8 protein-coding genes are annotated in these 16,418 nt (G+C 29.2%); 4 read left to right on the top strand and 4 right to left on the bottom strand.

Translation table 4 applies throughout. The features are described 5' to 3' along the window. Window positions 1-5 precede the first annotated feature (5 nt). The 3 genes from JV122_RS05085 (at window position 6) to parC (ending at window position 10,074) form a co-directional block, all read left to right on the top strand. On the top strand, window positions 6-5,372 hold the full coding sequence (locus JV122_RS05085) for an MGA_1079 family surface serine endopeptidase (RefSeq protein ID WP_205843161.1): 5,367 nt from the start codon (window positions 6-8) through the stop codon (window positions 5,370-5,372). 79 nt (window positions 5,373-5,451) lie between these two features. Beyond that, complete coding sequence (parE, locus tag JV122_RS03625) at window positions 5,452-7,371, top strand: DNA topoisomerase IV subunit B (protein WP_205843160.1); 1,920 nt, start codon at window positions 5,452-5,454, stop codon at window positions 7,369-7,371. A 3-nt stretch (window positions 7,372-7,374) separates the two neighbouring features. After that, window positions 7,375-10,074, top strand: a complete 2,700-nt coding sequence (gene parC, locus JV122_RS03620) for a DNA topoisomerase IV subunit A (protein WP_205843159.1) — start codon at window positions 7,375-7,377, stop codon at window positions 10,072-10,074. Between the two features lie 419 nt (window positions 10,075-10,493). Here parC and JV122_RS03615 read toward each other — a convergent pair whose 3' ends face one another. Together JV122_RS03615 and JV122_RS03610 are read right to left on the bottom strand one after the other, a co-directional pair. Then, the gene (locus JV122_RS03615) at window positions 10,494-11,396 is read right to left on the bottom strand and encodes a hypothetical protein (protein WP_205843158.1); all 903 of its coding nucleotides are present in this window, start codon (window positions 11,394-11,396) and stop codon (window positions 10,494-10,496) included. A 503-nt stretch (window positions 11,397-11,899) separates the two neighbouring features. Continuing rightward, on the bottom strand, window positions 11,900-12,874 hold the full coding sequence (locus tag JV122_RS03610) for a hypothetical protein (protein WP_205843157.1): 975 nt from the start codon (window positions 12,872-12,874) through the stop codon (window positions 11,900-11,902). Window positions 12,875-13,332: 458 nt separating this feature from the next. Between JV122_RS03610 and JV122_RS03605 the strand changes: the two genes are divergently transcribed. Next, complete coding sequence (locus tag JV122_RS03605; protein ID WP_205843156.1) at window positions 13,333-14,265, top strand: site-specific integrase; 933 nt, start codon at window positions 13,333-13,335, stop codon at window positions 14,263-14,265. Between the two features lie 75 nt (window positions 14,266-14,340). Here the strand turns inward: JV122_RS03605 and JV122_RS03600 are convergent, their stop codons facing one another. Both JV122_RS03600 and JV122_RS03595 read right to left on the bottom strand, forming a co-directional pair. Beyond that, window positions 14,341-15,579, bottom strand: coding sequence for a restriction endonuclease subunit S (locus tag JV122_RS03600; protein WP_373422608.1), 1,239 nt, complete (start codon window positions 15,577-15,579; stop codon window positions 14,341-14,343). Window positions 15,580-15,756: 177 nt separating this feature from the next. After that, a partial coding sequence (locus JV122_RS03595; protein WP_205843154.1) for a restriction endonuclease subunit S occupies window positions 15,757-16,418 on the bottom strand: 662 nt, incomplete at its 5' end.

Raw genomic sequence — 16,418 nt, 5'->3', positions numbered from 1 at the left:
AAATTATGAAAAAATTTAAAAATAAAAAAGCAATAATTGCACTAGCTCTTTTAGGAGCTGGTGGAGTTGCTGCTTTATCTTTAGGTCTTGGATTAGGTCTAGGACTTAAAAAATCTTCACAATCACAACAACAACCACAAAACACAAATAAACAAAATTTAGATATTATTAAAGAACTTTCAGCAAGCACTAATTTAGACGTTTCTACAGAATTGAAGGCATTTTTAGATGAAATTATTGCCAATCCAGAAAGCGACAAAAATAAAGAGATTCTAAAATCTAACTTTGCAAATGACTTAAAATCAACTTTAGTTTCTTTAGCAGCAACTAAAAAAGAATTAGCTGCTTTAGACAAAAAAACAGATTCTACTTTAGCTTTTGAATTCATTAAAAAAGCAACAGAGTTAGACAAAAAAGAACTTCAAAAAGACTACAACAACCTTTATGCTTCTGTGTCTGTAAATTCAGATCAATTAGTTTCTGCAGTCGAGACTTCTAAAGCAAAAGCATCTGTTTTAGAAACAAACACTTCAGCACTTAAAAAAGGAGTTGAAGACACAGATTTATACCTAAAATCTGTTGATTCAGAATTTAAAAAACAAGACACTATCTTTTCAGCTTCTAAACAAGAAGAAATTAATAATGCTCTTGTTGAAGCTTACAAAAAAGACAAATCAATCACAACTCAAGCAAACCTAATCAAAAATCTTTCTACAAAAGCAATAGAATTAATTGCTGATGCAAATGCAATTAATTCAAAAGCAAACAAAAACGAAAAAGAACAAGCTGCATTAGATAAATTTAATGCAATGTTTAATAATGGAAAACTAAAAGATACAGAGGTTGTAAGTGATCAACTATTAGCTAAAATTAATGCTTTAATCACTGAATTTGAGCAAGCTGTTGGTGAAGACAAACAACTAGACAAAGCAAAACACGATGCACAAAATTACATTGATACTCTAGTTAATCTTTCAGATGAACTAAAAAACAAATATAAAGACAAAATTGAAAGAGCAATTGCAGAATCTAACATTGATTCTACAAAGCAATTAGCAACCACTTATAATTCCGTTTATACAGAAATATCCCAAGCTTTAACAAAATCTAACACCACAAAAACAGAAACAAAATACACTCAAGCAACAAACAAAGAAGAATATGATCAAGAAGTTGCTAAACTACAAGCATTAGTTTCAGACAACAAACTTGTAGTAAATGATGACTATTTAGTTTCTGATGCTAAAATAAACGAAATTAAAGAATTAATCCAAAAAATTGATAATTTAGACTCACAATTAAATGGAAATCAAAGCAGTGATAAAATTCAACAATTTAAAAACGAAGTTGAGTCTAAATTAACAACTCAATTAAGTTCAAGAGTAGAAAAATATGGACTTACAAATCTTTTATACAGTTCATCAATTTCTTTAGAAAACAAAGATTTATTTATTGATGATTCTAAAGTAGAAGGAGTTGAGTTGTCTCTTAAAGATGTTTATGTAAGTGATCAAAATATTAACGAGCTTAATTTAGTTTATAAAGCGCAAAGCAAAATGGAACAAGATTTAGTAGCTGATGTTACTAAAAAAGTTGTTTTCACAAACGATTTACAAACAAAAATTAATTCAGTTTCAATTAACAACCTAGATGATGTTTTCAACTTTGATTATTCAGCATTTAATAACTATTTTGTTTCTGATTTAGTTGACAAAAATACAGAAATAAAAGGACTTTTCAGTCTAAAAAACAGAAATATTGATGGATTCTTTGAACTTAAAATGTTAGACCAAAACACTGTTTTTGAAAACAATAAATTAAAACTAAAAGTTGCTTTAATGTTAAACAAAAAACAAGTTAAAGAATACACTCTTTCAACAGCTAATAATGTAACTTTCAAAGATGATTTCTGAAAAGGAATTACTATTGAACCAAGTGATACTTGAAAGGAATCATATTTTTATAAAAGCCCAGATGATGTTATAAGTGATCCAGAAGGATTAAGTCTATATTATAAACAATTCTTTTTATTCAACATCTGAATGGCAAAAGATGTCTTAACACCAATTAAAAATTCTATTTCAGGATTAGAAAAAAAAGAGTTCAATAATCCAATTCAAGCAAAAAGTTTTAAACCACTTGCAAGCCAACCTAATTCTTTAAGTCCGGAGGAATTGCAACAAATATTTAATAAACTTAATGAAGACCTGACTAAATTATTTAAAATAGCAGCTCCTTCAGGAACTTCCGTTGAGTTAGTTGATATCGATGCCTCTTCAAGATTTATGCCTTTTGACAAAAACGCCAATGTTAAAGTAAAAGTAACTAAAAATGGACAATCAAAAGAAAAAATAGTAGAATTTAGAACATTAGCAGATGATGTTTCAACTCAAGATGCACGTGATTTTGCAGAAATTTTTAAACTTATAAATACAGAAACCCCATCTGATGGTTCTAAAATTTTTGAAAGAATGACTTTAAAAACCAAAGGGAGAACTCACTCTGATTTTCTTGCTAAAGATGCTGTTTCAGTAATTAATGATTTATATAATTTACCAAAAATTGGTAAATATGAATTATTTGCTAAAGAACTAGTGTCAAGTGAAAACTTTGTAAATTCATCAATAGGTGGTAGGGCTAAAGTGTTCTTTTCAATTAAAAAAGACGGTGTTGAAGTTCCAAGTAAATCTATTAAACTTCCAGCAGGTAAAGAAAAAAACTATGCCAAAGAAATTTCGTTCTTTAAACCTCTTAACCATTTAGATGTTGCTCCACAAAATTCTGCAGAATGATTTAGTTCTGCCGATTTTACAGGAAAAACAGCAATCCCACAAGCGGACATTACTGAAATTAATAAAATTAACAGTACAAATTTTACATTCAGAAGAGTGGATGGTTCAATAGCTAAAAACAACAATAAAAAATATGCTTTAGTTGATGTTAATCAAATAGTTAAAGAAAAAGCTTTTGGTCAACTTAACTATGTTTTAATGTTAAACACAAGCCCTGAAAAAGATCAAACACAAAGTGGTTTCCAAGATGTTAAACCAGGAACAACTCCTGATGATAAACCGGTTTCTGGAGGTTCTTCAAACACAAACTTTTGACAAACACCAGATAATCAAAGTATTTCTTCTGGTTCTGATGCTGCAAACAATGCTAATGTAAATGAAATCAATAAAAAATACTTTATGTACTTTTATGATGTTAAAAAAGTTTCTGATACTTCAATGAAATTTAAACTTGGATTCATTGATAAAACTGACATCAACAAAAGATACACAAACAGCAAAGAAATAACACTAACAAACTTAAGAAACGACTATAAAGAAAACCTTTATCCAGAGATTCTTTTAAATAGATTAACTCTAAATGATTTAACTATTCAAAACCTAAACACAATCTCACTTGATGATTTTAAAGCTAAAGTTGCTGCGTCAGAAGACTTAAGCAATTATATTTCTTTAAAAAACAGTTCATTTAGCTACAATGATTTCTCTTTAAATAACGCAAATTTCAAGATTGAAAGTGCTAAAAATGCAGGAAATAATGCTCTTTATGTAAGATTCAAATATACAAGCCCTGTAACTTCAAGAACATCAGTAGGAAACATTTGATACAAATTAAGTGGATTCAGCGGTTCAAGTTCTGCAGCTAAAGAAGAAATTAAATTTGATGACTCAAAACAAGCTTTAACAACAATTTTCGAAGATGCTCAAAACATTAAAAGAGAAAGAGATTTAGAACCTTATTACAAAGATTTAATGTGATCTTTTGATTCTGAAACAAACATCGCAAGCTGAACACTAAAAGAAAAATACATTGAGCAAACACTACTAAAAACAGGAACTAAAGAAAGAAAAATCAAGCTACACTTATTTGCAAATACTCTAGTTCAAAATGTTAATAGACTAAAAAGCATCCAAGACGGTTATTGATTTGACTTCGATTTTGAAAAATTAGTTAACGGTGAAAAACAAAAAGTAACCCAAAAAACAAAAATCATTAACAAAGAAGATGGTTCAAATGCAGAATACCCAAGATTCGATTTTGATGTACAAGCATCATATACTGCTGGTGAAGGTATTAAATTTGAGTTAATCTGAAAAGATCAACAACACAAAATGATCCTTGGAAACCCTTATAAAGAAGCTTATACAGCTGCACAAATTGCAGGTAAAGATCCTAATGCTCACTATGGAGACTTTAATCCACAAAAAGCATTTTTATTAAATAATGCTGGAGGACATGTGAGAATTGCTTACACAAACTCAACTCAACACGAGGAATTCAACCAAGAAACTAACTTATTTAGCTTTAAAAATCTTGATTACAACCAAGAAAACCAACCAATAACTTTCTTTACTCCAGAAGATGTTATTAAATCAGATAAATACAATCCAAACCAAAATGTTTATTGAGAACTACACAACGGTTACAAACAAGATCAAGAGTTTATGCATAAATCTTGAAAAAATATTGATATTGTAAATAATGTTAGAGCAAGAAGTTTTGGATTTAGCTTTGGTACTGCAACTCAATTTGCTAAAGTATCAACAGATCCTTTAGAAACAAAATTCTATGCAATCACTAACAACCACGTTATTGGTGGAACTAAAGAAACATTTGAACAAAAATTTGGTTCAAATCAATTTGCAAGCTCAAATGCAGGTTATATGGCACTAAGCGCACCTCACTACGAAAATAAAGTTGATAGAGGATTCAGTTACTGAAACGGAAACTACTCACCAAAAAATATAGGAATTAACCTTGTTTGAACAGGTCTAAATCAAAAAGACAAAAAAGGAAATGGAGATTCTTTCGTTGATATTTCTGTTTTTGCAATTGATGCCAAATCAATCATTGAAACAGCTAAAAAAGAAGGAAAATTCTTTGTTGTAGACTGATTCCAAAATTGATTCGATCTTGAAAATACAAAACTAGAATTTGATGGAACTTCAAGTGCAATATTCTTTGGACCAAACCTTAAAAACTTTGCAATGAATGGATTCCCTTTAGGAAACCAAAATGGATATTTATTAAATAGAGCAGAATCTTCAGGTTCAGCAGTTGGACTTTCAAGACAAAATGGATACGCCCCTACTTTCTATAACTCAGGTAACTCTGGTACAGGAATTTTAGGACAAGACAACCAATATATCTCAACAATCAACTCTGGAGCACCTCTAACTTTCTTACAATCATGAAATAATGAAACTCCTACAATGAACTACTTTGGTGTTAACTATAACAACGAAAATCCTTTAGATTTCAACAACATACACTCGTTAGCTTCACAAATTATTAAGTGACATTTAATAAGACCTTTAGAAGTTTCTTTACCTTGATACTTCAGAAAGATAAACAAATAATTCAATACAGCAAAAACTTGCTGTATTTTTCTTTGTTTATTTTCTTTTAAAAATACAGAAATAATAATAAAATTATTTTATGAATTATGATGCAAGCAGTTTAAAAGTCTTAAAAGGATTAGAAGGAGTTAGAAAACGTCCTGGAATGTACATTGGTTCTACTGATGTCAATGGACTTCACCACTTAGTATGAGAAATCTTTGATAATGCAGTTGATGAGTCTTTAGCAGGATTTGCTAAAAAGATCGAAGTCACACTGAAAAAAGATGGTTCAGTAGTTGTTGAAGATGATGGGCGGGGAATTCCGATTGACAAACACGATAGCGGGCTTACAGGAGTCGAGTTAGTCTTTACAGAATTACATGCAGGAGGTAAGTTTTCTGAAGGTGCTTACAAAACTTCAGGGGGACTACACGGGGTAGGTAGCTCTGTAGTTAATGCTTTATCAACAAAACTTGAAGCAACTATCTACAAAAACGGAAACGAATATTTCACCAGTTTTGAAAATGGTGGAAACATCAAACAAAGAACGAAAAACATCGCTAAAACAAATAAAAAAGGTACTAAAATTCAGTTTTGACCTGACTATGATATTTTCAAAAAGTCAAAACTTTCCTTTGAAACAATCTCAGAAAGACTAAGAGAATCTTCCTTTTTACTAAAAGGAATTTCTATCACTTTAATCAACGAAAACACAGACGAAAAAGTAACTTATAAACACGAAAACGGAATTCAAGCATTCGTTGAATTTTTAAATGACTCAAAAGTTGCAATACACAAAGACATTGCAACTTTTAAAGATGATAAAAACAGAATTGAAGTTGAGTTTGGTTTTCAGTACACAGACAGCTATTCCGAATTAATTATTTCTTTTGTTAACAACGTTAAAACAAAAGACGGAGGAACACATGAAACAGCTGCTAAAACTGCTTTTACAAAAGTGTTTAATGATTATGCAATTGAAAACAAGATTCTAAAAGGGAAAAACACTTTTGAAGGAGATGACATTAGAGAAGGTCTAACACTGATTCTTTCACTTAAAATTCCTGAATCAATTCTTGAGTTTGTTGGTCAAACAAAGGATAAATTAGGGACTCCAGAAGCCAAAGCAATTGTTGAAGAAGTTGTTTCAAGAGAACTTAAATTCTGAATTACAGAAAACAAACAGCAAGCTCTAAAAATTCTTGATAAAATCAAAAAATCAGCCGAAGCAAGAGCAGCAGCAAGACAAGCTAGAGCAGAAACAAGAAAAACAAAAGATGCCTTAAGTGAAAAGAAAATTCTTTCTGGAAAACTTACACCTGCACAATCTAAAAAACCTGAAGAAAGAGAAATTTTCTTAGTCGAAGGGGACTCTGCCGGAGGTAGTGCAAAGCTTGGAAGAGACAAAAGAACACAGGCAATTCTCCCTTTACGTGGAAAACCACTTAATGTTGAAAAAGCGAAATTTGTGGATATTTTAAAAAATGAAGAAATTGCAACAATTATTAATACAGTAGGAGCTGGAGTTGGAAAAGATTTTAACATCAAGCAAGCTCAATATGGTAAAGTTGTTATTATGACCGACGCCGACACCGATGGTGCACATATTCAAATCTTACTCTTAACATTTTTATTTAGATACATGAAACCGCTCATTGAATATGGAAGAGTTTTTATAGCTCAACCGCCTTTATACAAGATTACAAATAAAGCCAAAAATAAAGTAGTTTATGCCTGAACTGATGAAGAATTAAGAGAAGAATTAGCTAAAAAACCTAACTCAGAAATACAGCGTTATAAAGGGCTTGGAGAGATGAATGCTGATCAACTTTGAGAAACAACAATGAATCCAGAAACAAGAACATTAATCCAAGTTTCTATTGAAGATGCTGCAATTGTTGAAAGAAGAGTTTCTGTATTAATGGGTGATGAAAGCGAACTCAGAAAACAGTGAATCAATAAAAATGTTGATTTTTCACTTGAAGATGATTTTAAAGTAGTTAAAGGAGAAGAATAGTCTATGAAAGAAAAATTTTTAGAAAAGTCACTAGACTTAATTTTCTCCGATAGATTCGGAAGATACTCAAAATACATTATTCAACAAAGAGCGCTGCCAGATGCCAGAGATGGACTAAAGCCTGTACAAAGAAGAATCCTTTATTCAATGTGAGAATTAGGACTAAAAAGTGATAAACCTTTTAAAAAGTCTGCAAGGGTTGTTGGGGATGTTATTGGTAAATACCACCCACATGGAGATAGCTCTATTTATGAAGCCTTAGTAAGAATGGGACAGGAGTGAAAAATGAATGTTCCTTTAGTTGAAATGCACGGAAATAAAGGGTCAATCGATGACGATCCAGCAGCTGCAATGCGTTATACAGAAGCAAGACTTGCTAAAGTTGCTAATTTAATGCTTGAAGCAATCGACAAAAACACAACAACTTTTATTCCTAACTTCGATGACTCTGAAACAGAGCCAATGGTTTTACCAACACTGATTCCAAACTTGCTTGTTAATGGGGTTATCGGTATTGCTTCTGGATTTGCAACAGACATTCCGCCACACAACTTAAACGAAGTTTTAGATGCTGCAATTGCCAAAATTAAAAACCCTGCAATGGAAATCAGAAAGCTTGCAAACATCATTAAAGGACCAGACTATCCAACTGGTGGAACTATTTATGGAAGACAAGGAATTCTGGATGCCTTTGAAAAAGGGCAAGGAAAAGTTGTTTTAGTTTCTAAATATAAAGTAGTTGATACAGACAAGCAAAAATCGATTGAAATATACGAAATTCCCTTTGGAGTCGTAAAATCAAAGCTTGTTAAAGACATTGATGAAATCAGAATTGATAAAAAAATTCCTGGAATCAAAGAAGTAAGAGATCAATCAGATAGAAACGGAATTTCAATCATGATTGAACTTGAAGACGACGCAAAAGTCAATGCAATTTTAAATTATTTATTGCAAAAAACTCAAATGCAAATTAACCACAACTACAACTCAACAGCTATTAAAAACAATGCTCCTAAATTAATGTCACTGAACGATATGCTTGAGTCTTATTTAAGTCATGTTAAAGATTTTAAACAAAAGGAACTGAAATTTGATCTTGACAAAGATGAAACAAAACTCGAAATTACTTTAGCCCTAATTAGAGTTGGAGACATTACTGATGAAGTAATTAGAATCATTAGAAATTCTGATAATTCCAAAAAAGGTGTTATTCAGGCTTTAATGAAAGAGTTTGATTTTAGCGAAGTTCAAGCAACAGCAATTGCTGAAATGCGTCTATATAAACTTTCAAGAATTGATCAACAAACCTACATTAACGAAAGAGATTTATTAGAAGACAGAATCAAAAAACTTAAAAATCTTTTAAGTGATGAAGGTGCTTTTAATAATTATTTAATTGACATTCTTAAACAAATTAAAAAGGAATTTGGGACAGAAAGAAAAACAGAAATTGTTGAAGACACCTTCAAAATTGAGATCAAAGAAGAAGAGCTGATCAGAAGTGAAGAGTGTTATGTTGGAATTTCAAGAGATGGTTATATAAAAAGATTTTCAACTAAAACTTATGAATCTAACTCAATAGAAACATATGCTCTAAAAGAAGGAGATCCTTTATTATTTTTAGCTAAAGTCAATACTTTAAACAAAATATTAGTTTTTATAAATTCAGGAAATTATGTGCTTTTACCAGTTCATAAACTTGAAGAAACAAAATGAAAAGATGTTGGAATACACTTAAATTCCTTTGTTTCTCTAAAAAGCGATGAAAAAGTTGTTTCAGTTGTTAATGTTAAGGATTTTGGTGCAAAAGAATATATAACATTAGTTACTGAACAAGGAATCGGAAAAAGAGTTCTTGTAAAAGACTTTGAGGTTTCAAGAACAAACAAAACATATACTGCAATTAAACTAAAAGCTGGAAAAGATCTCTTAGTTAATGCAAAAGTAAGTGACAATTTTAAAGATATTGTTATTGTTCATTCAGAAGGAAAAGCTGTAAAATACAGTGAAATTGATATTCCGATTTACAACACTAATTCTTCAGGAGTTAAGGTTGTTTCATTGCCTAAAGATGCAAAAGTAGAAGCCTTTAATTTAATCGATAAAAAGGATGAATTAGTATTATTCACCAAAAAAGCTCAATTTAAAAAGATTAATGAAAAAGACTTATCTTACTCACAAAAAACAACACAAGGTAAACAGTTATTTGCTCAAAATAAAGTTAACAAAATTGAGACTTTAGATTTAATTACTACTTCAAATCAAAACCAAATTTGCATCTTTGATTTAGAAAACAAAATTAGTCAATTTGATTTAAATTCAATTAACACTACAACAGTTGATGAGGGTTATAGTAATTCTAAAAACAAACTTTCTTTCTTTGTTAGTGATCTAAAACCGCAAGTAATTGGAGTTGATTCAACAGAAGTATCTGAACCAAAAATGCAGCAAAAACCTGTATTTTCGGAAAATAATAGCCAACAAAAACAACAAACTAAATCTGAAAATAAATCAAAACCAAAAGATAAAGAAATTGCTAAAAAAGAACCTTTAATAAATTCTTTTGAACAACAAAAAGAAACCAAAGAAACACAAAAAGAAAAAGAACAAAAAAGAATTAAAAGTGCAGAAGAAAAACTAAAGAGTTTGGATGAATTGGATATCGATTCTTTAATTAAGAAATTCAAAGACAAAATTAAATAAAATAATTTCAACTTTTAAAATAAAAACATATCAAAATTAATTATTGTGATATCATTTAATAAAGCACGACGCTGTATGGCGTATCTATTAGATTGGTGGAATGCCAATTGATATAGAACAAAGAAAGCTTGCCTCAAGGCAAGCTTTTTAAATTCTAAAAACAGCCAATTAGGTTTTGAAAATCTTGAAAAATCATACTATTAACAAATTTTCTTTTTCTAATAGCTTTTTTGTGATATGATAAAAGCAGAGAATGGACGCTCATTTAGCGTTTCCATATGCTTTGGCATTGGTTCAATTGTATGTGGGACAGTGGAAAGCTTGCTTTGCGGCAAGCTTTTTAAATTCTTAAAAGCAATTAATTAAACTTTTTAAATCTGTACTAATAATATTATTTACTGACTTTCCTCTTTTTGTAATTAGAAATCAAAAGAATAAGGAATAACTCCTGTTTTTCCTAAAAATCTATATAAATAGTTGTTTTTGTCATATTTTAGAATTTTTATAGAAAAGAAATTGTTTTTAGTTTCCTTTCTTAAAATATCATTAATTTCTAAAACATAGAAATACTGAATGTTTTTGGAGTGAGCTAAAAAATTTCTTACTCTTAATGCAAATGAAATAATTTTATTCGCTTTTTGATAATTCACAATTCTCTTAAATATAATTATCTGTATTTTTCTTTTATTGGCGTTAGTTATTAAAGAAGAATTGCTATTTAAAAGGTTAAGTAATAAAAATTTTAGTTCTCCTAAAGTAAAGAATTCGATGTCAAATCAAATTGGATTTGAGAAACTTTTTATTCCTTTTTTAAATCTTTGAAACTCTTCCTTATCAACTCAAATGGTTTCTAGAAAATCAAGTCATTTGTCATAATTTTCTTTTCAATAAGGATTGTCTGAGTTGTACATAAGCTGAGCAATCAGTCTTGCTAAAACGCTTTTAATTCTTCTTTCTAATTTGAGAATATTAATTAGTAAGAAATCAGAAAACGCTTCATTGTTTTCGTTAAAAGTTTTTAGTTTATCAAAACTGAATCAATTTTTGTAAATATGACCGTTGTTTTCGTCTCTTTTGTAAAGGATTTTAAAGAAATTATAGTGTTTATCTTTATCTTTTCAGTCTTTGCGTACCTCGTTTCAATCGATTTCTTCTTGAGTTTTCATTTCTGCAAATACAGGTTTAAAAGAAGTAAAGAAGTAGACATAATTATTATTTTCTAAAAATTCTAGAATCTCATTATTTTGTCCTTCTCTTGTTTTCATTTTCTTGACTTCTTTTAGTCTTTTTAGTTGCTGTTCTGTTGTTAAAAATTGTTTCATAGACGACTCCTTTGTTTGGTAATTTAGAATTTTGAATAGTTTGATAATTGCTTTTAAATAAAATTTAGATTTGTTTTTAATGCCTATATATCAAAAAGATTTTTGAGTTTATTTACTAATTGAAATTATTGTGATATCATTTTATAAAGCATGGACGCTCATTTAGTGTATCTACCATCCTTGGTGCAATGCCATTTGATGTAGAACAGTGGAAAACTTGTCATTGGACAGGTTTTTTAAATTCTTAAAAGCCATTAATTAAACTTTTTAAATCCGTACTAACAATATTGTTTACTGTTTTTATTTCTTCACTCGATAATTGATTTTAAAAAATATTAAGATGCTATATATCAAAAAGATTTTAACTTTATTTGTTAATTAAAAATATTGTGATATCATTAGATTAAGAAGGAGCGCTCATTTAGCGCATCCAGATGCTTTGGCGTTTGTTCAATTGTATGTGGGACAGTGGAAAACTTGTCATTTGACAAGTTTTTTAAATTTTAAAAACAACTAATTAGGTTTTGAAAACCTTTAATAATCATATTATTAACTGATTTTTCTTTTTTAGTCACTAAGAAGTCAAAAGCATACGGAATAACTCCTTTGTCAATTCAAAGATTATACAAATAGTTATGTTTATCATAAGTTTTTATTTTTATTATAAACTCATCCTTTTTGCTTTCTTTTAATAAGATTTTGTTAATTTCTAATTGATAAAAATACTGTATGTTTTTGGAGTGAGCTAAAAAGTTTCTCACTTTTAGAGCGAACGAAATGGTCATTTTAGTTTTTTGATAGCCTATAATTCTTTTGAAAAGAATTGTCTCTATTTTTCTTTTATTGACGTTAGTTATTAAAGAAGTATTGCTATTTAAAAAATTAAGTAATAAGAATTTTAGATCTCCAAAAGTAAAAAATTCAATATCAAATCAAATTGGATTCGAGAAACTTTTTATACCTTTTTTAAATCTTTGAAATTCATCCTTATCAACTCAAATGGTTTCTAGAAAATCAAGTCATTTGTCATAATTATCCCTTCAATAAGGATTTTCTGAATCATGCATAAGTTGGGCAATCTGTCTTGCCAAAACGCTTTTCATTCTTCTTTCTAATTTAAGAATGTTATTTAGTAAGAATTCAGAAAACGCCTCATTGTTTTCATTAAAAGTTTTTAATTTATCAAAACTGAATCAACTTTTGTAAATGTGTCCGTTGTTTTCGTCTCTTTTGTAAAGGATTTTAAAGAAATTATAGTGTTTATCTTTATCTTTTCAGTCTTCGCGTACTTCGTTTCAATCGATTTCTTCTTGAGTTTTCATTTCTGCAAATACAGGTTTAAAAGAAGTAAAGAAGTAGACATAGTTATTGCTTTCTAAAGACTCTAGAATCTCATTATTTTGTCCTTCTCTTGTTTTCATTTTCTTGTCTTCTTTTAGTCTCTTTAGTTGTTGTTCTGTTGTTAAAAAATGTTTCATTTTGATCCTTTCTGAAGTCTTCTTCCACTCTAGAATAGAAATTTTTTGCCAAAACCGGCCTAAAAAGGAAAAACTTGGGAAAAATTCTGTATTTGTTCCTAAATTTTTCCGCTCAAAAATACTGAATTAAACACAATTTGTGTGTATTTCTAAAAATTTCTACAATTCTCATTAATGCGACTTAAGTTAAAAACTTTTTGAAAAATATAGCAACAAACCAAAAGATTCAATTGTGAAAATAGAACTACCGTATGTTGCTTTAGTGCATGTTTAAATTGTGTTAGTTAGCGTCTGGTGTATATTTGAAATTTAAAAGTTGTATAATTTTTCTAGGAGGAAATAAAGGAAAATAACTGTATCTTTTTATAGAATAAGTCTTTTTTAAAAGTCAATAAACAATATTGGTTTTCTTTATAATTCCTCCATTCTTTTAATGCGTAGGTAAGAATGGAGGAATTATGACTAATAATTTAGAAGACAAAAACCAATTATTAAAAGACTATTTCATGGATTGAATAACAATTTATAAAAAGGGAGCAGTTAGAAAAGTAACATTAGAAAAATATATACTTAACTATAAATGACTTATTAAATTAGCTCCCGATATGAGGTTATCTGATTTAGATAGAATTAGCTATCAAAAGCTTTTAAATGAATTTGCAATATCACATGAAAGACAAACTACAATGGATTTTCACCATCAACTAAAAGCAGCTTTATTAGATGCTTTGGATGATGGATTGATAAACAGAGATCCAACTAGAAAAGCAATTATTAAAGGTAAATTAGAGGGAGCTAAAAAACCTAAATACCTAAATCAATTTCAACTACAAACTCTATTAAACAATTTAGAACTAAAGCAAAAAATCACTTGGGAATGATTTATTTTATTGATTGCAAAAACAGGCTTAAGATTCTCTGAAGCTCTTGCACTAACTCCAAGAGATTTTGATTTCGATCATCAATATATTTCTGTTAACAAAACCTGGGATTATAAATATAGCACAGGTTTTGCACCTACAAAAAATAAATCATCAATTAGAAAAGTGCCAATTGATTGAAAAACAATAATTCAGTTTTCAGAACTACTAAAAGATTTAGATCCTGAAAAACCAATCTTTATTAATAAACAAAGAATGTATAACTCAACACCTAATTACACTTTAGAAAAATATTGTAAGAAATATAAATTACCTCAAATATCAATTCATGGACTAAGACATACTCATGCATCAATACTTCTTTTTGCAGGAGTATCGATTGCTTCTGTAGCTAGAAGGTTGGGTCATTCTAATATGAATACAACCCAAAAAACATACTTACATATAATTCAAGAACTTGAAAATAGAGATATTGATATAGTAATGAGATCTCTATCAAACTTAAACTAAAATTATTTACATACCTACGCATTAAAAAGGAAAGGTTGCCTTTCTTTTTTATTGCTTACTCTGGTTTTGAGGTATCTAAGGTGGTTTAAAGATGATCTTTTTACAGGGAAAATGTGTTATTTTAGTAAAAAGTAAGCAAAATTTCAACTCACGCTCGCGAAGAGATATGACTGTATCGATGTGTTGCAGCATAAGTGAAATTTTTGACTGTTCTTCAAGTTCTCTTGGAAGCATAAAAGAAAGATTTTTAATTTTCTCTGAATTTAAATTTCCTTGTGTTCCAGTGGAAATTAAACTGGTTCAGAAATCTGTAAGTTCAAATAATTTTAATTTATAGTAAATCATTTGAGTTAATTCCTCGTTAGCAAATTTCATATTGAAAAAAGCTTGCGAAGTTGCTGTTTCTTTCCCTAAAATACAAACTTTCCCAACCGATGCATACATAGCAAACGAAATACTGTTCTTGGGAACTATTCAAGCTGTGCTATTTTTTAGCCCTAAATTCGTGATTTTCTTTTCTGTTTCAAAAATATATTTTCCAGAATTTGAAACATCAGATATAGTTAAAAAGTTTATAGTTCCATTTTCATAATAATCTTTATTTTGAGTTAAAGGAGTTCCACCAGAACCAGATAAAACATATAAATTTCCAAGGCTTTTAAGTTCTCAAGCGTAAGTAAAAGAACAAAATAGCACAATTTTTAATCTTAAATGCTTATTTTTACTTACTCTCTTATTACTAAGTGAGCAAAATAAAGTAAGCAAATTATTTTCTTTAAAAATCACACGTTTTTTACAAAATACAGTGAAAAACAGTAGTTTTAGACTAAAAATTCCCTTTTGCTCACGCTCGCGAAGAGATATGACTGTATCGATGTGTTGCAGCATAAGTGAAATTTTTGACTGTTCTTCAAGTTCTCTTGGAGATTTAAATTCATAATTTCTTAATTGATTTAAACTAATATTAGGTTGAGCACCAGCTCCTCAATTGTCTTCTATATAGTTTTGAAATTCAGGTTTTTTGAGTATTTGTCCTACAAAATTTAAATCTGAGGCTTCTTTTTCTCTGAATATTCCAACCCTCTGATTTACATACATTTTTTTGTTAGCTTTACCTATTTTTCCTGTAGTTGCACCAGACATTGCTATTAAAAACTCGCCTTTTTCAACCATATATTTTGTTAATTCTTCTTTACTTGGATGATAAGCAAATTCACCATCTATTGTTCCGTTTTTTAAAATATTAGATATTCTTATGATCTCAATTCCTGTGTTTTGAAAATCTTCTTTTTTAAATGCAAAACCACCATCAATAATCGAATTTTCACCCAGGCTTTTAAGTTCTCAAGCGTAAGTGTAAAAACACCAAAATAACGGGTAAAATGAGTGTTTTAGACTTATATTTTCGAATTGTAAGAGTTCTTAAAATCAAAGAATAAAAAAATACCTGAAATTTTTCAAAAATTCAGGTAACTTTTTTCATTTTTGTCTCTAAACAAATAAATTTTCAAGTAAATATTTCTTAATTTGCTTTAATTTTTCTATTTTACGCTCGCGAAGAGATATGACTGTATCGATGTGTTGCAGCATAAGTGAAATTTTAGACTGTTCTTCTTTGTTTTCTGGAACTCAAACAGAAATTTTTTTCATTGCTGAAGATGTTAATTTAGTTCTGTCACCACCGACAATATAATCTCTATAATTTGATTTCTTTAAGGAGTATGCAAAATAACGCGCATTATATTTTTTATCTATTTTTAATGCATGAATATGATTGTTAACTCATATTTTTCTATTTTCATAAAAAATAGGGAAATCATCAAGGCTATTTGCAGCATCTTCGTTTATTAATATTAATTCACCTTCATGAGTGTAACCTTCCACATAGTCTTGAATTCCGTTTGCACCATAATAAGGAATATTTCCTGATTTTCTAAAATTTTCCTTTATAGGAATACGCAAATTGTTTTGATCAATCCCTATTTCACCCAGACTTTTAAGTTCTCAAGCGTAAGTAAAATCCTTGAATCTTATGGCTGGATAAGGGTTATCTTGATATGCAAACATTTTCTCTAAAAGTGATTTCTTCAAACTATCAAAGATTTTTTGCTCACGCTCGCGAAGAGATATGACTGTATCGATGTGTTGCAGCA

It is taken from the genome of Mycoplasma procyoni (assembly GCF_017052595.1).
Classification (GTDB): Bacteria; Bacillota_I; Bacilli_A; order Mycoplasmatales; family Metamycoplasmataceae; genus Mesomycoplasma_A; species Mesomycoplasma_A procyoni.
This window is presented reverse-complemented; position numbering and strand designations above follow the sequence as displayed.